At 72.8% G+C, this 18,379-nt stretch carries 18 protein-coding genes; 12 read left to right on the top strand and 6 right to left on the bottom strand.

Annotated elements, in window-relative coordinates; translation table 11 throughout:
- Positions 1 to 154 precede the first annotated feature (154 nt).
- Positions 155 to 1,321, top strand: a complete 1,167-nt coding sequence (locus F9B16_RS13420; RefSeq protein WP_151540368.1) for a lactate 2-monooxygenase — start codon at positions 155 to 157, stop codon at positions 1,319 to 1,321.
- On the opposite strand, the gene F9B16_RS13415 is transcribed toward F9B16_RS13420, so the two are convergent.
- Complete coding sequence (locus F9B16_RS13415; RefSeq protein WP_151540367.1) at positions 1,275 to 2,750, bottom strand: FUSC family protein; 1,476 nt, start codon at positions 2,748 to 2,750, stop codon at positions 1,275 to 1,277. The genes F9B16_RS13420 and F9B16_RS13415 overlap by 47 nt on opposite strands.
- 39 nt (positions 2,751 to 2,789) lie before the next feature.
- Here F9B16_RS13415 and F9B16_RS13410 point away from each other — a divergent pair, with 39 nt between their 5' ends.
- The 5 genes from F9B16_RS13410 to F9B16_RS13390 all read left to right on the top strand — a co-directional run bounded on the left by F9B16_RS13410 (position 2,790) and on the right by F9B16_RS13390 (position 7,284).
- A complete protein-coding gene (locus tag F9B16_RS13410; protein ID WP_225991603.1) occupies positions 2,790 to 3,224 on the top strand; it encodes a MarR family winged helix-turn-helix transcriptional regulator in 435 nt (144 codons plus the stop codon).
- Between the two features lie 53 nt (positions 3,225 to 3,277).
- Positions 3,278 to 4,570: an alpha-amylase family protein gene (locus F9B16_RS13405; protein ID WP_151540366.1), complete on the top strand. Its 1,293-nt coding sequence runs from the start codon at positions 3,278 to 3,280 to the stop codon at positions 4,568 to 4,570.
- Between the two features lie 91 nt (positions 4,571 to 4,661).
- Complete coding sequence (locus F9B16_RS13400; RefSeq protein ID WP_151540365.1) at positions 4,662 to 5,348, top strand: ATP-binding cassette domain-containing protein; 687 nt, start codon at positions 4,662 to 4,664, stop codon at positions 5,346 to 5,348.
- A 170-nt stretch (positions 5,349 to 5,518) separates the two neighbouring features.
- Positions 5,519 to 6,682 carry a sensor histidine kinase gene (locus F9B16_RS13395; RefSeq protein ID WP_151540364.1) on the top strand — a complete coding sequence of 388 codons (1,164 nt, stop codon included), beginning with the start codon at positions 5,519 to 5,521 and terminating at the stop codon, positions 6,680 to 6,682.
- On the top strand, positions 6,679 to 7,284 hold the full coding sequence (locus F9B16_RS13390; RefSeq protein WP_151540363.1) for a response regulator transcription factor: 606 nt from the start codon (positions 6,679 to 6,681) through the stop codon (positions 7,282 to 7,284). Before F9B16_RS13395 ends, F9B16_RS13390 begins: the two co-directional genes overlap by 4 nt.
- 32 nt (positions 7,285 to 7,316) lie before the next feature.
- Here F9B16_RS13390 and F9B16_RS13385 read toward each other — a convergent pair whose 3' ends face one another.
- From F9B16_RS13385 to F9B16_RS50855, 5 genes are all read right to left on the bottom strand, one after another.
- Positions 7,317 to 8,006 carry a class I SAM-dependent methyltransferase gene (locus tag F9B16_RS13385; RefSeq protein WP_151540362.1) on the bottom strand — a complete coding sequence of 230 codons (690 nt, stop codon included), beginning with the start codon at positions 8,004 to 8,006 and terminating at the stop codon, positions 7,317 to 7,319.
- A gap of 39 nt (positions 8,007 to 8,045) precedes the next feature.
- Positions 8,046 to 8,807 carry an SDR family NAD(P)-dependent oxidoreductase gene (locus F9B16_RS13380; RefSeq protein ID WP_151540361.1) on the bottom strand — a complete coding sequence of 254 codons (762 nt, stop codon included), beginning with the start codon at positions 8,805 to 8,807 and terminating at the stop codon, positions 8,046 to 8,048.
- 215 nt (positions 8,808 to 9,022) lie between these two features.
- A complete protein-coding gene (locus F9B16_RS13375; protein WP_151540360.1) occupies positions 9,023 to 9,604 on the bottom strand; it encodes a TetR/AcrR family transcriptional regulator in 582 nt (193 codons plus the stop codon).
- Between the two features lie 40 nt (positions 9,605 to 9,644).
- Entirely contained in the window at positions 9,645 to 10,217 is a 573-nt protein-coding gene (locus F9B16_RS13370) for a hypothetical protein (RefSeq protein WP_151540359.1), read from the bottom strand.
- Between the two features lie 1,198 nt (positions 10,218 to 11,415).
- A complete protein-coding gene (locus F9B16_RS50855; protein WP_192808768.1) occupies positions 11,416 to 12,039 on the bottom strand; it encodes a hypothetical protein in 624 nt (207 codons plus the stop codon).
- Between the two features lie 173 nt (positions 12,040 to 12,212).
- Here F9B16_RS50855 and F9B16_RS13360 point away from each other — a divergent pair, with 173 nt between their 5' ends.
- The 6 genes from F9B16_RS13360 to F9B16_RS13335 all read left to right on the top strand — a co-directional run bounded on the left by F9B16_RS13360 (position 12,213) and on the right by F9B16_RS13335 (position 18,285).
- Positions 12,213 to 13,484, top strand: a complete 1,272-nt coding sequence (locus tag F9B16_RS13360) for a sensor histidine kinase (protein ID WP_151540358.1) — start codon at positions 12,213 to 12,215, stop codon at positions 13,482 to 13,484.
- Positions 13,472 to 14,119: a response regulator gene (locus F9B16_RS13355; RefSeq protein ID WP_151540357.1), complete on the top strand. Its 648-nt coding sequence runs from the start codon at positions 13,472 to 13,474 to the stop codon at positions 14,117 to 14,119. Before F9B16_RS13360 ends, F9B16_RS13355 begins: the two co-directional genes overlap by 13 nt.
- A 215-nt stretch (positions 14,120 to 14,334) precedes the next feature.
- Entirely contained in the window at positions 14,335 to 15,099 is a 765-nt protein-coding gene (locus F9B16_RS13350; protein ID WP_151540356.1) for a DUF4097 family beta strand repeat-containing protein, read from the top strand.
- Between the two features lie 632 nt (positions 15,100 to 15,731).
- A complete protein-coding gene (locus F9B16_RS13345) occupies positions 15,732 to 16,784 on the top strand; it encodes a methionine ABC transporter ATP-binding protein (protein ID WP_151540355.1) in 1,053 nt (350 codons plus the stop codon).
- Positions 16,781 to 17,437 (top strand): methionine ABC transporter permease, encoded by a 657-nt coding sequence (locus F9B16_RS13340; protein ID WP_151540354.1) that lies wholly within the window; start codon positions 16,781 to 16,783, stop codon positions 17,435 to 17,437. The genes F9B16_RS13345 and F9B16_RS13340 overlap by 4 nt, the downstream gene beginning before the upstream one ends.
- A 32-nt stretch (positions 17,438 to 17,469) precedes the next feature.
- Positions 17,470 to 18,285 (top strand): MetQ/NlpA family ABC transporter substrate-binding protein, encoded by an 816-nt coding sequence (locus tag F9B16_RS13335; protein ID WP_151540353.1) that lies wholly within the window; start codon positions 17,470 to 17,472, stop codon positions 18,283 to 18,285.
- Positions 18,286 to 18,379: the final 94 nt, after the last annotated feature.

Below are 18,379 nucleotides of genomic sequence, written 5' to 3'. Positions count from 1 at the left end.
CCACCGGATGGACCGCGGATCGGATCCCGGACGGGTCGCGGATCGGATCCCGGCGGGCCGCGGCGCACGATCCGGTCAGCGGTCGTGGCAGATTGGTCCCGGACGGTTCTCACCCGCGGCCGCGCCCCGGCCGCGACCCCCGTGGAGGTACCCGATGAGCGCGCTGGCCGACTTCCAGAACTCGATCTACCTGCAGGGACTCGGCGACGTGCGGCCGTCGCTGCCCACCGACCTGACGAGGCTGGAGGGGCTGGCCGAGGGCGTCCTGTCGGCGCAGGCGTTCGGGTACGTGGCGGGATCGGCCGGCAGCGAGGCGACCGCGCGCGCCAACCGGGACGCGTTCGACCGGTGGCGGATCGTCCCGCGATTCCTGCGGGACGTGGCGCACCGCGACCTGTCGGTGGACGTCCTCGGCACCGCGATGCCGTCGCCGATCCTGCTCGCGCCGATCGGCGTGCAGTCGATCTTCCACCCGGACGGGGAACTCGCCACCGCGCGCGCGGCGGGCGCCGAGGGGGTGACCATGGTGCTGAGCACCGCGTCGTCCCACTCCATCGAGGAGGTCGCGGAGGCCAACGGCGACGGCGCGCCCCGCTGGTACCAGCTGTACTGGCCGAAGGATCGGGACCTTGCCGTCAGCTTCCTGGAGCGGGCCAAGGCGGCGGGCTACACGGCGCTCGTCGTCACGCTCGACACGTTCACGCTGGCGTGGCGGCCCCGCGACCTGGACCAGGCGTACCTGCCGTTCCTGCGCGGCATCGGGGTCGCGAACTACTTCAGCGACCCCGTCTTCCAGAAGGCGGTCGGCGGGCCAGTCACCGACGCCAACCGCGACGCCGCGCTCCTGCACTGGGTCGCCAACTTCGGCAACCCGTCGCTCACCTGGGACGACCTGGTCTTCCTGCGGGACCACTGGGACGGGCCGATCGCGCTGAAGGGCGTCCAGCACCCCGACGACGCGCGCCGCGCGGTGGACGCGGGCATGGACGGCGTGATCGTCTCCAACCACGGCGGGCGGCAGGTCGACGGTGCCGTCGCCTCGCTGGACGCCCTGCCCGGCGTGGTCGACGCCGTCCGCGACCAGGCCACGGTGCTGTTCGACAGCGGGATCCGCACCGGATCGGACGTGGCGAAGGCGCTCGCGCTGGGCGCCAAGGCGGTGCTGCTCGCGCGCCCGTACGCCTACGGGCTGGCGCTCGGCGGGCAGGCCGGCGTCCAGCACGTCCTGCGCTGCATCCAGGCCGAACTGGAGCTGACCATGGCGCTGTCCGGTGTCACCCGGCCGGACGAGCTTTCTCCGGAGATTCTGGTCCGCGCTTAGGTTCCCGCTTGGGTTCCTCTGTGGACGGGGCATAGATCTCGTGTAGGCGGGCCAGTCCTGCGTCTATGGCGTGTGCGGTGGCGTCTTCTTTTGGCGGCAGCGTCCTGTAGGGAGTGCCGTCGTGTCGTCTGGCCACCGCGCGCCGTACGGCGCCCACGTTGGCGCGTAGTCCTTCGACGCCGGGCCTAAGGGCGCGGACGTGAGGCACGGCCTCGCGTAGCACGTCGACGACATCCGCTGGGTGCGGCTGCGCGCGCGTGACGAAGCGGTGCAGCCGCAGAGGTCCGTAGAGGTCGTCCATCTCGGCGACGGAGTTCTCGAACCGGATGAGGGCGTGCGGTTCGCCCTTCAGGACATCGGTCAGTGCCGCCAAGGACTGCGATGTGCGGCGGCGCAGAACGTCCCTCGTGCGGAAGGGAAGAACGAACCATGCGGCGGCCGTGCCGATGACGGAGCCGACGAGGATCGCCTCCAGGCGTGTTTCGAGCAAGGGAGTGGCGGACTGGCCGAAGTACCCGTACAGCAGCGACAGCGCGGCCGTCACCCCGCCCGCCCAGTACGCGTAGCTCCGCTGGCGCAACCATGCTGCGACGCCCAGCACCACGAAGATGAGCACGACCGCATGGGGGTCGCGTGGTGCGAACAAGCCGGACGCCGCGGCGGCCAAGACCGTCCCTCCGGCCGCGCCGAGCGCGCGCAGCAGACCCTTGTGGAGGGCGTCGCCACGTCCTCGCGCCCCGTTGCAGACGATGAACGCCGTCAGGACGACCCACGACCAATGATCCGGGAACAGCAGGTGCCCTATGGCGAACGCGGCGCACAGGGCCGCACCCATCTGCGCCGCCATGCGGGTGCTTGCGAGCAGCCGTTTGCTGGGGGCGGGAGCCGGGGCGGCCTCCACGCGGCCGCCGCGCCATGGCTGTTCCACGGCGACCTGGACGGCCGTGACCCAGAAGTAGGGAATGAGCGCCACCACAGGAGCCCACAGCAGGTGCGTCGACGGCGCGCCGGGCGCGCCGTGGGGGATGACGAGCAGGGCGATCGCTGGGAGCATCATCAGCGTGCCGGCCTTGGTGAAGCGCGGCCCGAAGCGGCGGATCCAGACCCCGGACGTGACGAGGGCGGCGAACGCGGCGTCCCCCGCGAACGCGTCGTCGCGCATGAGGATGCCGAGGCCGACCGACACGAGGGCGACGGCGGGCATGACGGCGAACCCGATCAGGCGGTCGGACGGGCGGGCGCCGCGATGCCCCCTGGACAGGGTGACGGACAGCACGACGGCCTGCATGACGGCGTCCGTGTGCAGGTGCGCCGCGTGCTCCAGCAGCAGCGCCGACCCGAAGGACGCCAGCATGGCGGCCACCGTGGTCGCGGCGACGGTGACCGGCGCCTGCGCGGCGCCGAGGCCCCGGATCGTGCCCGCCGCCATGGCCCACCTCCGATAGATAGTAAGGGATAGCGTAGCATTATGGGGAGCGATCGGCCCGAGGTGCCGAGGGAAGCGGTGGTGGAGATCCGCCGCGGGGTGATGCGGATGGCGCGCCGGATGCGCTCCTCGCGCTCCCCGGACGCGCTGAGCAGCAACAAGCTGGTCGTGCTCGGGCACCTGGCCCGCAACGGGCCCAGCTCGGCCGGCGAGGTGGCGGCGGCCGAGGGGCAGCGGCCGCAGTCGCTGACCAGGGTCTTCGCGGAGCTCGAGGAGTCCGGGCTGATCGTCCGCACGCGCGACGAGCGGGACCGCAGGCAGGCCGTGCTGACCATCACCCGGGCCGGGGGCGAGGCGCTCAGGCGCGACCTCGACGAGCGCGACGCCTGGCTCGCCGGCGCGCTCGGCGGGCTGGGCGAGACCGAGCGCGAGGTGCTGAGGCTCGCCGCCCGGCTGATGGAACGGCTGGCGGAATAGTTCGCTACTGCTTACTATTTTGGGACTGCTGATTCCCGGGTAAGGAGACGCGCATGCGCTGGCCCGATCACGCCATCTGGTGGCACGTCTACCCCCTCGGCTTCACCGGCGCCGAACGCGCCGCCCTCCCGCCCGGCGCCCGGCCCGCGCACCGCCTGGACCGGATCGCCGGATGGCTCGACCACCTGGTCGCGCTCGGCTGCAACGGCCTCGCCCTCGGGCCGGTGTTCGACTCCGAGACGCACGGCTACGACACCGTCGACCACTTCCGCGTCGACCCGCGCCTCGGCGACGAGGACGACCTGCTGCGGCTCGTCGAGGCGGCGTCGGGACGCGGCGTCCGGGTCCTGCTCGACGGGGTCTTCAACCACGTCGGGCGGAGCTCCCCGCGCTTCGCCGACGTCCAGGCGCAGGGCGGCGCGTCGCCGTACGCGGGATGGTTCGTCCCCGACGGCGACGGCGGCTTCCGCACGTTCGAGGGCCACCACAAGCTCGTCGCCCTCAACCATGACGAGCCGGCCGTTGCCGACTACACGGTCGAGGTCATGAGCCACTGGCTGGAGCGCGGCGTCGACGGTTGGCGGCTGGACGCCGCTTACGCCGTCCCCGCGGAGTTCTGGCGGACGGTGACCGACCGCGTCCGCGCGCGCTTCCCCGACGCATGGCTCCTGGGGGAGGTCATCCACGGCGACTATGCGGGCTTCGTCGAACGCAGCGGCCTCGACTCCGTCACCCAGTACGAACTATGGAAGGCCATCTGGAGCTCACTGAACGACCGCAACTTCTTCGAACTGGCCCATGCGCTCACCCGCCACGACGGGATGCTCCAGACGTTCGTACCGCAGACCTTCCTCGGCAATCACGACGTGACGCGCATCGCCAGCCGCCTCGACGACGAGCGCCACCTCACCCATGCGCTCGTCATCCTCCTCACCACCGCCGGCGTCCCGTCCATCTACGCCGGCGACGAGTTCGCCTTCCACGGCATCAAGGAGGAGCGCGAAGGCGGCGACGACGCCATACGTCCCGCCTTCCCCGAACGCCCCGACGAGACGACCGGACACGGCGCTCCCCACCACCGCCTCCACCAAGGCCTCATCGGCGTGAGGCGCCGCCACCCATGGCTCGTCCGCGCGCACACGCAGGTCGCCACCTTGACCAACACGGCGCTCTCCTACACAGTGGGGCAGGGCGAAGAGCGCCTGGGCGTCGTCCTCAACGTGGCCGACGAGCCCGCCAAGGCCGACCTCCCCACCGCCGGATGGACCTGCATCGCCGGGGACGCCGCCTTCCACGGCGAAGGCGCCCTGATACCGCCCCAAGGCTGGGCCATCGCGCATCCATGACAGATGTCATGGCCGACCCCTGCGAACCTCACGGCCCGCACCTGACGTTCATGACTGCACGCGGAGATCGTCCCTCGGCAGCATGGGACCCATGAAGGCACACGTGATCGAGGTACGCGACCTGCAGCTGAACGAGGCCGTGCGAGACGTCTCGTTCACCGTGGCGAAAGGCGAGGTGTACGCGCTGCTCGGCCGGTACGGCTCGGGCAAGACCACCCTGCTGGAGATGCTCGCCGGCCTGCGCCGCCCCACCGGCGGGACGATCCGCGTCCGCGGCGCCGACCCCTACACCGACCGCGACGCCGCCCGGTCCGGGACCGTCTGGCGCGACGGCGGCCTGTTCCCCGGCCTCACCGTCGCCGAGATCATCGACACCTGGCGGCGCTGGACCCTCGACCCGATCACCCGTGACGAGGCGCTCCGGCTCGCCCGCCTCACCGGCCACGCCGACGTCCCGTTCGAGCGCCTCGCCCCCGGCCGCCGCCGCCTGCTCGACCTTGCGCTCGCCCTCATCGGCCGCTCCGACGTGCTGTTCCTCGACGAGCCCACCGCCGGGCTCGACGACGCCGCCGCGCGCGAGGTGTGGTCCGTCCTGCTCCTGCTGGCCGCGCACGGCAGCACCGTCGTGATCACCACCCGGGACACCGGCGAGGCCTGCCGCGCCGACCGGGTCGGCGTCCTCGACGAGGGCCGCCTCGTCACCGGACGCGCCTCCGCCCGGCTCGGCACCGCCGCCCGGCGCGCCCTCCACGCCCCGCGCGCCCCGTTCGCCGCCTGACCGGCGCCGGACGCGTGGACGACGGCGACCCCACCCCGCGTCGCCTGGCCGGCGCCGGACGCGTGGACGACGGCGGCCCCACCCCGCTCCTGCACGCCCTGGGCGGGATCGTCCCCGCGCACCTGCGGCGGCGGCGCCCGCATCCCTCGACGCCCGCATACTCTGGGCGCGTGCAGCCGAGGATCCCGCGCCCCACCGTCATCGCCGCGATCATCGTGGGGATGACGGCGGTCACCCTGGCCGGGTTCCTGCTGCCCGCGCTCTGGTACGAGGCCTTCGACCGCCACGATCCGGCCCGCGTCGCGTTCTCCGCCGCCGGCGTCGCCACCGCGTTCGCGCTCTACGCACGGATGCTGTGGCTCAACATGATGCGCCGCACCGCCCCCGGCCACCGGTTCGGGCTCGCCGCGATCGCCGCGATCTGCTGGACGCTGCCGCTCCTCGGCGTCGGCCACGGCTGGGGCAACGCCCTCCTCGTCCCCGCCGGGCTCATCGCCGTCGTCCTGCCGCTCCGGCAGGCGATCCCGGTGGCCGCCGCCGCGGCCGTCCTCACCCCCGTCTACGGCGTCCTCCTCGGCCTGCCCGCGCTGAGCGTCCTCTACGAGATGGTCGGCGTGCCGCTCGCCGCCTTCTCTGGATACGTCCAGGTGTGGCTGTTCCACGTCGTCCAGGAACTGCGGGAGGCGCGCGCCGAGGTGGCCCGGTCCGCGGTCGGCGAGGAACGCCTCCGCTTCGCCCGCGACCTGCACGACGTCCTCGGCCACAGCCTCCAGGCCGTCGCGCTCCGCGCCGAGGTCGCCGAACGCTACCTCGACCGCGACCCCGGCCGCGTCCGCAAGGAGCTCACCGAGATCCAGACGATGGCGCGCGACTCCGTCCGCGATGTCCGCGAGGTCGTCCGCGGCTACCGCGCCACGTCCCTGCGCACCGAACTGGACGGCATGTCCGCCGTCCTGCGCGCCGCCGGCATCCGCTGCGACCGGCCCGAGGTTTCCCCCGAACTCCCCGCCCACGTACACGAACCCCTCGGCTGGGTGGCCCGTGAGGCCGCCACCAACGTGCTCCGGCACTCCAGCGCCACCTGGTGCGAGATCACCGTCCGCACCGGCGGCGACCACGTCCACGTGGAGATCGTCAACGACGGCGCGCCGCGCCGCGCCGCCGGAGACTCCGGCAGCGGCCTCACCGGCCTCGCCGAGCGGATCGCCGCGGCCGGCGGCCGCTTCAGCGCCGGCCCGTCCGGCGACGGCACCTTCCGGGTGACCGCCGCGGTGCCCGCGAGCCCCGCGGTGCCCGCGTCCCCGGCGGCGCCCGCGGCGAGGGGAGAGGCATGATCCGCGTCCTGCTGGCCGACGACCACCTGCTGATCAGGGAGGCCCTCGTCCTGCTGCTGGAGACCGAGGACGGCATCGAGGTCGCCGCCGACGTCGGCCGCGGCGACGAGGCCGTCGACCGCGCCCTCGCCCTCCGCCCCGACGTCGCCGTCCTCGACATCGACATGCCCGGCCTCGACGGCCTCGCCGCCGCCGAGCGCCTCTCCCGCGACCTCCCCGGCTGCCGGCTGGTGATCGTCACCGCGCACGGCCGGCCCGGCAACCTGCGCCGCGCGATGGCCGCCGGCGTCCGCGGCTTCCTCGGCAAGGACGCCCCCGGCGCCCAGCTCGCCCAGGTCATCCGCCAGGTCGCCGCCGGCGCCCGCTACATCGACCCGCAGCTCGCCGCCGACGCCCTCGCCGCCGAGGAATGCCCCCTCACCCCCCGCGAGCTCGACACCCTGCGCGCCGCCGCCGACGGCGCCCCCGTCTCCCGCATCGCCCGCACGCTCGGGCTGTCCGAGGGGACCGTCCGCAACTACCTGTCCGCCGCCGTCACCAAGCTCGGCGTCCACAACCGCCACGCCGCCGTCAGCACCGCCCGCGATCTCGGCTGGCTGTAGCCGCCGTCCCCTGCGCCCGCTTGGGACGCGGGTCAGCGGCGGGCCAGGAGGAGGGAGCCGCGCTTGGTCACCGGGAGCGGGGTCGGGAGCCGGGTCGCCGCCTCGGCGGCCTGCGGGCGGGGGACGTGGCGGGCGATCAGGTAGTCCCGGATCGCGGCCCGGTCGGGGAGCGTGATCAGCGGGGCGTCCCACCGCTCCACCTCCACCTCGCCGAACACCTCGCACACCCGCGCCGGCGCGTCCTCCGCGTCGAACGAGGACGGCTCGGGCCGCCAGACCGGCGCCAGCTCCGGGCTGTCGGTCCGGCAGATCGCCGAGACCAGCAGCGTCCCGCCCGGCGCGAGCACCCGCCGCGCCTCGCGCAGCGCGAGGCGCGGCTCGTCCAGGTGGTACAGCATGTTGACCGCGACGGCCGCGTCGAAGGCGCCGTCACGGAACGGCAGGCGCAGCGCGTTCGCCCGCACCCGAGGCCCGGGGTGGGCGCCCAGCAGCGTCGCGGACGCGTCCAGCCCCACCAGCTTGAACGGCGGCGGGTCCGGGAGGGCGCGGCTGAGCGCGCCCTCCCCGCAGCCGATGTCCAGCACCCGGGACGCCCCGGCCGCGAGCAGCTTCGCGGCGATGTGGTCATGCAGGCTCCGCGCCCCGATCAGGTACCGCCGGGTGACCTGCGCGGCGAGGCGGAACCGCTCCGGGTCGGCGTCGTAGTCGGGCGACAGGGCCATACGGTGAGTCTGCCCCAGCGGGCCGTGGGAGATGCGTTGTCAGGCGGTGGTGCCACCGTCCACGACCATGTCGTGACCGACCAGATAGGCCGACTCGTCGGACGCCAGCCACAGGACGGCCTCGGCGACCTCGGACGGGTCGCTCGGGCGCCCCGCGGGGATCGAGGCCTTCAACCGCGCGTCGCGCTCCGCCCTCGTCTCACCGGGCCGCAGCGACATCGGGGTGTCGCTCGCCCCCGGGCTGACCGCGTTGACGCGCACCCCGTCGGCGATGTGGTCGATCGCGGCGGTGCGGGTCAGGATGCTAACCCCCGCCTTGGACGCCGCGTACGCGCCCAGCCCGGGCCTGCGCCCGTGCACGCCGATGTTGGACGCGATGTTCACGATCGTGCCGCCGCCGTGCGCGCGCATGTGCGCGATCTCGTGCTTCATCGACAGGAACACCCCCGTCAGGTTCACGTCGATGACCGTGCGCCATGCGTCGTCGTCGATGTCGGCGACGGGCCCGACCGCGCCGAACGTTCCAGCGTTGTTGACTGCGACGTGCAGCCCGCCATGGCAGCCCACTATGGCGGAGACCATGGCGGCGGCGTCCCCGGAGACGGTCAGGTCGGCGACCACATGATCGGCGCGCCCGCCTTTGGCCCGGATCTCCTCGACGGCATCCACAAGGGCCTTCTCGTCCCGCCCGGCCAGCACCACGATGGCGCCCTCCTCAGCGAAGGCGCGGCCGGTAACCCGCCCGATCGCCCCCGCCCCACCGGTGACGAGCACGACCCGATCAACGAAGCGTTCCCTCATGACCTCTCCCAATTTCCAGAATGATCGATCTCGAATAAGCGGCGAATCCAACACCCCGCCTGGGCTGGCTGGCGTGAGGCTGGTCGGCGTGGACCCGGCCGGTGGGGCTGGCCGGCGTGGGCCCGGCCGGTGGGGCTGGTCGGCCTGGGCCCGGCCGGTGGGGCTGGCCGGCGTCGGGCGGGTGCCGTTGCGGATTGGCCGGTGCGGGGTGGTGATCAAGGGAAGAGGGCTTGGGCCTGGCGGGCGGCGTCGCGGATGCGGGACTCCTCCGCCGGTGCCCGGCCCAGGACGCGCATGCCCTGGAAGATCACCAGCAGCAGCCGGGCGAGCGCGCGCGGGTCGGCGTCGGCGGGCAGCTCGCCCTGCGCGCGGGCGCGGGTCAGCGCCGACGTCAGGGACGCCTCGAGGAAGTTCCAGCTCGCCTCGACCAGCCGCGCCGCCTCGGCGTCGCGGCCGGCCAGCTCGACCGCCGTGTTCACCACCAGGCAGCCGAGGCGCGGCCGCTCCCGGCCTGCCTCGTCGGCATAGCGGTCGATCAGTGCGCGGACGGCCGGCAGGACCGGACCGGGCTGCGACAGCGCTTCCGCGATCTTCGGGTCGGTCGTCTCGATGTAGCGCTCGAGCGCCCGCAGGAACAGCTCGTGCTTACCGCCGAACGTCGCGTAGACGCTCGCGCGGGCGATGCCGAGACGCTCGACGAGGTCGGCCATGGAGGTCGCCTCGTATCCGCGCTCCCAGAAAAGCTCCAGCGCATGCTGCAGCGCCGCGTCCGGATCGAACTCCTTGGTCCGTGCCATGGGCTCGACCGTACGGCTATCGAGAACGATCGGTCAAATATCAAGCATCCGAACGCGCTGGGACGGAAGGACGGTCGAGGTCCAGCGTGTCCAGCACCGAGCCGTCAGCCGCCAGCGCCTCGAGAACGGGGCCGCGCCGGGCGCCCCAGACCACGACGATGTGCCCGTGGGCGGGCACGTTCAGGAGCCGCTTGCCCACCCGGACCCGGGTCACCTCGGCCGAGGCGCGCAGCCGGGCCTCGTTCACCCACTTCGCGCCCCACGGCAGCAGCCGGTTGGCGTTCCGGACCGTTCGCCCCGTGCCGTACTTGTACAGGTAGCGGCCCATCTCACCGGACGAGCGGCGCACCAGCGGCTCGTAGGGCGCCGAGCCGCCGCCTCCGCCAAGCCCCATCCATTCGCCGTCCCGCCGGTGGAACGTTCGACCCTCGATGAACGGGTCGACGCCGGCCCCGCTCCACTGGTGGAGGAACGTTACAACGGCGACGTCGCCGTCCATGTCGCGGCCGAGCGGAAGGAAGTCCCGTTCCTCGTCGAAGGTGTCGGGGGCGGGATCGGGCATGCCGTCCCGAAGGAGCCGCAGGCACTCCTCATGCACCTCGTGGTCGTTCATGTTCGGGGGACCTCTGATCGTGCAGGCAGGGCGAGGGGCCCTCCCGCGAGAGGGCCCCGACGTTCGACTCACTCTAGAGGTCCGGCTCGTCTGGTTTCACCCATCTGGCCTACTCCCGTCGATGCTTTGCCATCTGCCCTTCATCGCCCCGTCGCCTGCACCTCTCGCCCTCTCACCGGCCCCGCATCCGCCGAGGTCCGAGCGCTCCGCCCCGTTCGCCCCGGCGCTCCCCGCACGCTCCGCACACCTTCGAACACCGCCCCTCCCAATCCATGGCCCAGCCGCCCTGCACCCGCGCCATCTCCATGCCTCCATGGGCTTCCGCAGGCCTCCTCCAGCCCGCTCTTCGCGCACCACCACCGGCCTCCCCAGCCGTCCCTACCGGCCGCGCTCAGACATGCTTCCCAGCCACGCTCCACCGTGCTCTCCGGTAGCGCTCCGACGGCCTTCCCGACCGCGCCCCGACCTGCTGCCGCCATACCGCCCGCCGTCGTGCTTTCCGCCCGCGATCCGTGGTGCTGCCCGATCATGCTCCGCCATGCTGTCCGGCTGCGAGCCGTGGTGCTGCCTGATCGCGCTCCGCCATGCTGTCCGGCCACGGTCGGCAGTGCTGTCCGGCCGCACTCGGCAGTGCTGTGCGGCGGCGCTCCCTCAGGCTTCTGGCCACGCTCCGTGGTGCCGTCCGACCGCGTCCTGCCAAGCCGTCCCGCTGCGCTCTGCGAGGCCTTCCAGCCTGCCTTGTCGTGTTGTCGTGCCCCGTCGTGTTGTCGTGGCCCCGTCGTGTTGTCGTGCCCCGCCGGGCTGTCGTGCCCCGCCGGGCTTTCTGGCCACGCTCCGTGGTGCCGTCCGACCGCGTCCTACCTAGCTTCCCGCCGCGCTCTGCGAGCCTTCCCGCGGGTGCCCCGTCGTGCTGTCCAGCCGCGTTCCGTCGTGCTGTGCGGCTGCGCTCAGTCGTGATTCGGACGGCGTTTCCTGGTGCGCTCCGGCTGCGTTCGGCCGTGCTGTCGGGTTGCGCTCTGCAGAGGCTTCCGGGCCGTGCTCCGTCGTGGTGCCCGGTCGCTCTCCGTCGTGCTTTTGAGCGTTCCCTGTGCTGGCCGACTGCGTCCTGCCTGCTGTCCGGCCGTGCTGTGCATGGCCTTTCGGCTGCGCTCCCCTCTGCTTCCCGCGCGTTCTGTGGTGTCAATCGCTCTTGTGCGAGTCAGGCATTCGTCGCCGCTGGGGTGATCTCGTCGGTCTCGGTGGGCTTGGCGGGTGCCGGCTGGCCGTCCTCGATTCCGGTCGGCTGGACGGATGCCGGGGCGGGGCGCAGGGCCCGGACGGCGAGGACCGCGCAGGCGCATGCGAGCGGCAGCTCCAGCCCGGCGGCCATCGCCACGGCCAGGGCGCGCTCCGCGCCGGGGGCGGAGGTCAGGACGTCGAACCAGGCGTCCATGGTCAGGAGGGCGCCCGTGGCGGCGGCGGTCAGGCCGTGCCGCGGGTCGCGCCGGCTGAGCAGGATTCCGGTGCCGAGGAGCCCTGCGGCGATCAATGCGTCCAGCCCGACCCAGGCCATCGACCAGTTCGACACCTGGGTGCTGGACGGCAGCGCTCGGGCCAGGACGAACATCCACGGCACCATCACGACGCCGCCCGCGGCGAAGCCCAGGCCGATCCAGCGCTCCCACTGGCGCAGCGTCCCCAGGCAGGACGACCAGGGGCGGAACGCCGTGTTCTGGGGCGCTGCTGGTCGGGGTGCTGTGGAGCGGGAGGCGGCTCGCCGGAGCCGGGGTAGCGGCCGGGGGCGGCGAGCGGGGACGGGGAAGGGGACGGTGTTCGCGACCATGACTGGACTCCCTGGTGATCTCGCACCGCTGACCGGGTGCCGGCTCAAGCCTGGCCGCGGACCGGCTCACGATCAGTAGCGCGCATATCCGACCAGGGGTGGCACCAGGTTCACCTCCGTACCGGATGTTCGCTTCATGGCGACGCCCTAACTGGGGCAATACGGTTGCGTCCATGGCATCCATCTCTCCGGCCCGGCGTGCCCTCGCGCATGCTCCGTGGTCGCCGGCGGCGTGGCGCGACACCACGTTCGTCGCCTCGGGGGTGCCGCTGCAGTTCGCCGGCTGGGCCGTCCTGGGCTCGGTCTGGCCCTTCTGGGCGCCGGTGAACGCGACGCCGATCTTTCTCGTGCTGGCGGGGACGTGCGCCTTGACGCTGCTGGCGCTGCGCCCGCTGACGCGCTGGCAGCGCGAACGCTGCTGGGCGATGCTGGGGCTGCACATTCCGTCCATACCGGGCTTCGACGAAGGTCGCGCGTGGGAGGTGCTGCGCGGTCTCCGCAAGCCGGAGGTGTGGCGGATGCTCCGGTACCACCTGATCGTCGGGCCGCTCCTGGCATTCGGTGGACTGGCCACCATCGCCGCCTGGGCCGGAGGGGCGATCCTCGCGTGTACCGGCGCGTACACCTGGGCGCTGCCCGATACGAGCCCGCTGAGCTCGGTGGACAAGGCGCACGCGGTCCGTGTCGGGATGCTGTCGGTCGTCGGTGTCCTGCTGCTGGTGGCGGCGCCGTGGGTTGCCGCGGGCGTCCGGCGCCTGGACGCGCGTGCCGCGGTCGCACTGCTCGGGCCGGACCGCGCCGCCGAACTGGAGCGGCGGGTCGAGGACCTGGCAGAGAAGCGTGCCAGCGTCGTGGACGCCGCCGACCTCGAACGCCGCCGCATCGAGCGCGACCTGCACGACGGCGCGCAGCAGCGGCTCGTCTCGCTCGCGCTGAACCTCGGGCTGGCCCGCGAGACCCTCACCGGTGTGCCCGACGACGCCATGCGGGTGATCGTCGAGGCGCACGAGGAGGCCAAGGAGGCGCTGACCGAGCTGCGCAACCTGATCCGCGGACTGCACCCGGCGGTGCTGGAGGACCGGGGCCTGGACGCGGCGCTGTCCGGCATCGCGGCCCGGGTACCGCTGGAGGTCCGGTTGCGCGTCGAGGTGGAGCCGCGCGCCTCCTCCACCGTCGAGGCGGTCGCGTACTTCGTCGTCTCCGAGGCGCTCACCAACGTCGTCAAGCACGCCAGGGCGACTGCAGTGGATGTAGCGGCGATCCGCGAGGGCGCGCGGCTGCGCCTGACCGTCGCCGACGACGGCGTCGGCGGCGCGGACCCGTCCCGGGGGACGGGCCTGACCGGGCTCGCGCGGCGGGTCCGGTCGGTGGACGGTACCTTTCGGATCATCAGCCCCGCCGGAGGGCCGACGACCGTCACCGTGGAGTTGCCGTGCGCATTGTGATCGCCGAGGACTCGGTCCTGCTGCGGGCCGGGCTGATCAAGCTGCTGGAGACCTCGGGGTTCGAGGTGGCGGCGGCGGTCGGCGAGGCGGAGGGCCTGCTGGCGGCCGTGCGCGAGCACCGCCCGGACGCCGCGATCGTCGACGTGCGGATGCCGCCGGGCTTCACCGACGAGGGCGTGCGCGCCGCGCTGGTGATGCGGCGCGAGGCGCCCGAGGTCGCCGTCCTCCTGCTGTCGCAGTACGTCGAGGAGCGGTACGCGGCGGACCTGCTGTCGACCAGCACCAGCGGCATCGGGTACCTGCTGAAGGACCGGGTCGCGGACGTGTCGGTCTTCCTGGACGCGCTGCGCCGGGTGGCCGCGGGCGGCACCGCGCTGGACCCGGAGGTCGTCTCGCAACTGCTCCTGCGCCGTCATCGCGACCCCCTCGACCGGCTGACCCCTCGTGAGAAGGAGGTCCTGGCGCTGATGGCGGAGGGCCGCTCGAACGCCGGGATCGCCGGTGCCCTCGTGGTCAGCGAGAGCGCTGTCGCCAAGCACATCAACAACATCTTCGCCAAGCTCGACCTCCCGCACGCCGAGGGCGACCATCGCCGAGTGCTGGCCGTGCTCCGCTTCCTGGACGGCGAGACATGACCGCCCCGGGCAAGGGCACCGGCGACCCCAAGACCCCCGAACCGGACGTGACCGCGCAGGACGTCACTGGGCAGGACGTATCCGAACCGATCGCGACCCGGCCGGGTGCGAGCGGGGCGGGCGTTGGTGGAAGTGGCGCCGCCGGGGGTGGTGGCGCCACGGCGCAGATTGCCGGGCCGGGGGTGGTGGGGGAGGGGCGGGCGCGGCGTCGTGGTGTGTGGATCTTTCTTGCGGCCGCGACGGCCGTCGTCGTGGTCGTCCCCTTCTGCCTGGGGCTGGGCGGGCGGGCGATGCGGCGGACCGCGGAGGACGTCACCCCGTACCATCACGCGATCAAGGAGCTGCGGATCGAGGCCGGGAGCGCCGAGGTGTCGGTCGGGACGGGCCCGGCCGGGCAGGCGCGCGTCTTCAAGCGGCTGAAGTGGGTGCTGCGCAAGCCGGTCGTGACGGAGTCGCTCCATGGCGACGTGCTGTTCATCGTTTCGCGGTGCCCTGGCCAAGTCGGGCTCTACGGTGGCTGGGAGTGCGGTGCCGACATCGACGTCCAGGTGCCGGCCGGGGTGCGCGTGTCGGCCGCGTCGGGCTCGGGGGAGATCACCGTGCGCGGCGTGAACGGCGACCTGGACCTGCGGACCGGGTCGGGGGAGATCTGGGTGGCCGGCTCGCACGGCGCGCTGCGGGCGCGGGTCGGCTCGGGGACGATCCGCGGCACGGGGCTGGCCTCGTCCGACACGGAGGCGGTGGTGGGCGCCGGGGAGCTCGACCTGCGTTACGCCGAGCCGCCGCGGACCGTGGGCGTGTCGGCCGACTCCGGCTCGGTGAAGATCATCGTGCCCGCGGGCTCCCATTACCGGGTTCAGGGCTGGACGGGCTCGGGTGATACGCATCTCAACCGGGCGCTCGTCGACGACCGGTCGGACCGGTTGATCTCGGTCCGCAGCGGGTCGGGCTCGTCGTACCTCGACTACACCGACGACTGACGCGATCCCCCTGACAGTGCAGGGTGCGCGTCTCTCCGCGCGCCTGCCGGACGGCGGCCGGGTACGCGGCGCGGGCCCGTCCCGCCGGGGTGTCCGGCGTCGCGGGGGCGCGGCTGACCGGCGCGTTCGCGACCGCCGCGCGATTTGCGTCATTTGTCGTTGGTTGGTTGACTGCTGACATGAGCCTCGTACGTCCGTGCCGTGAGCGCGGCCCGCTGAACCCGCGGGCCATGCGGCGTACGTGCTGCCGGCGAATGTGTGACCGCTGAGGGCCCCTGCCTGAGCCTCGCGCCCCGAAGCGAGCGAACTCCGAGACCCGAGTCGCGCATGAACATCCAACGCCATCTGCTGAGCCACGCCCCGTATCCCCCCGGTCGAACCTGACCGGCCGCGCGCCCGATCGAGCGCGAGGCCGCCTCCACCGGACCCGGCCGCCGCGGCCGGACCCGTCGAGGACATCGTCGGCCGGCCGTCCGGGACGCGGAAGTGGAACCGCGTTCTGTGGATAACCGCCGCCGGTCGCCTGGCATGAGCGGTCGCCACCGCGCCTGATCCGGTGCGCCAAAGAGCAGCCCGTCCACCCCCGCACCGCCTCCGACCAGGGCGGCGCCCGTCCGCACGGATGATTCTCTGTGATTCAGATCGAAAAACTCAGGAAGGTGTACCGCTCCCGCGAGCGCGAGGTGACCGCCGTCGACGGCGTCGACCTCACCGTCCGCGAAGGCGAGGTCTTCGGCGTCCTCGGCCCGAGCGGCGCCGGCAAGAGCACGCTGCTGCGCTGCGTCAACCTGCTGGACCGACCGGACGAGGGCCGCATCGTGATCGGCGGGCGCGACATGCTGGCGCTGCGGGGCGCCGAGCTGCGCCGCGCCCGCCAGGGCATCGGCATGATCCACCAGCACTTCGGCCTGCTCGGCAGCCGCACGGTGGCCGGCAACGTCGCGTTCCCGCTGGAGGTCATGGGCGTCCCGCGGAGCGAGCGCGCCGCGCGGGTCGCCGAGCTGCTGGACCTGGTCGGGCTCACCGGGCACGCGAAGGCCTACCCGGCGCAGATCTCCGGCGGGCAGAAGCAGCGCGTCGGCATCGCGCGGGCGCTCGCCGGGCGTCCGAAGGTGCTGCTGTCCGACGAGGCGACCTCCGCGCTCGACCCGGAGACGACCGCGTCGATCCTCGAGCTGCTGCGGGACCTGAACCGCCGCCTCGGGCTCACCGTCCTGCTGATCACGCACGAGATGGACGTGGTCAAGCGGATCTGCGACTCGGCCGCGGTGATGCGCGACGGCCGGTTCACCGAGTCCGGCCCGGTGACCGAGCTGCTGGCGCGTCCCGGGTCGGAGCTGGCACGCGGGCTGTTCCCGCTGCCGGCCGCCGAGCCCCGCGACGGCACGACGCTCGTCGAGGTCACCTTCGTGGGCGGGGCGACCGACCAGCCGTTCGTGTCGGCGCTGGCCCGCAAGTACGCGCTGGACGTCAACATCCTCGGCGGCGCCGTCGAGACGGTCGGCGGCGAGCGGGTCGGGCGGCTCCAGCTCGAGCTGCCGGGCGACCCGTCGGTGAACGCCGCGCAGCTGGCGTTCCTGCGCGAGTCCGGCCTCGCCGTCGAGGTGCGGGACCGCGCGACCGCGCCCGCCCGCGCGTCCGCCGCACCCACCACCACCGCGGCCGCCGAGGAGGACGCCCGATGAGCTGGGACGAGGTCATGCCGCTGCTGTGGCCGGCCACCCGGGAGACCCTGTACATGACCGGCGTCGCGACGCTGTTCACCGCCGTGCTGGGGCTCGCGTTCGGCGTGCTGCTGGTGGTCACCGAACGCGGCGGCCTGCTGCCCGCGCCGCCGGTCAACAAGGTCCTCGGCGTGGTGGTGAACATCGGCCGGTCGCTGCCGTTCCTGATCCTGATGGTGGCGATCATCCCGTTCACCCGGATCGTGGTCGGCACCAGCATCGGCAACGCCGCCGCGATCGTCCCGCTGACCGTCGGCGCCATCCCGTTCTACGCCCGGCTCGTGGAGATCGCGCTGCGCGAGGTCGATCCAGGTGTGATCGCGGCGGCGGACGCGATGGGCGCGACCCGCCGCGAGATCGTCGGCAAGGTGCTGCTGCGCGAGGCCCGGCCCGGCCTGGTGTCCGGGCTGACGGTCACCGTGATCGCGCTGATCGGCTACACCGCCATGGCCGGCACGGTCGGCGGCGGCGGGCTCGGCAACCTCGCCGTCACCTACGGCTATGAGCGCTTCGAGACGAAGGTCATGGTCGCGACCGTGCTGCTGCTCGTCGTCCTCGTCCTGATCATCCAGGCGGTGGGGGACCTCGTCGCCCGCCGCCTGTCCCACAAGTGACACCGCTCTCACCGCACAGAAAGGCACTCTTCGTGCTTCGCAAGATCACCATTGCTCTCGCCTCCGTCGGCCTGATCGCGGGCCTGGCGGCCTGCGGCTCCTCGGAGGCGTCCGACGATCCGGACGCCCCGCTGAAGGTCGCGGTCAACCCCGTCCCGCACGGCGACATCCTGAAGTACGTCAAGGACAATCTGGCGGCCAAGGCCGGGCTGAAGCTGGACATCGTGACCTTCGACGACTACCAGCAGCCGAACACCGCGCTGAAGGAGAAGCAGGTCACCGCCAACTACTTCCAGCACGTGCCCTTCATGGAGGAGTACGAGAAGAAGTCGGGGGCCAAGCTGACGTTCGTCGCGCCGGTGCACCTGGAGCCGCTCGGCGTGTACTCCAGCAAGGTGAAGAGCCTGCAGGCGATCCCGCAGAACGCGACCGTGGCGGTGCCCAACGACCCGGCTAACGAGGGACGCTCGCTGAAGCTTCTCGCCGACAACGGCCTGCTGACGCTGAAGCCGGGCGCGCCCACGAGCGCCACCGAGAAGGACATCGCGACCAACCCGAAGCACCTGAAGTTCAAGCCGCTGAAGGCCGCGCAGCTGCCGCGCTCGCTCGACGACGTCGACGCGGCGGTCATCAACGGCAACTACGCGCTCGAGGCGAACCTGTCGCCGGCCAAGGACGCGCTCGCCGCGGAGAAGGCGGAGGGCAACCCCTACGCCAACGGCATCGTCACGCTCCCGGAGAACGCGGACGACCCGCGTGTGAAGAAGCTCGTCCAGCTCCTGCGCGGGCCCGAGGTGCGCAAGTACGTGCAGGACAAGTACAAGGGCTCGGTGCTGATGGCGTCCTAGCGGCTCCGGAGCGCCCCGGACGCGGCGGTGCGCCCAAAGTGCCGCGGTTTGTCCTTCGGTCCTGATAGGACATGGTCCCGACGAACTTCCGAAA

The organism is Actinomadura montaniterrae (genome assembly GCF_008923365.1).
Lineage (GTDB): Bacteria > Actinomycetota > Actinomycetes > Streptosporangiales > Streptosporangiaceae > Spirillospora > Spirillospora montaniterrae.
Note: the sequence above shows the minus strand (reverse complement) of the source record. Positions and strands in the feature narration are given on the sequence as shown.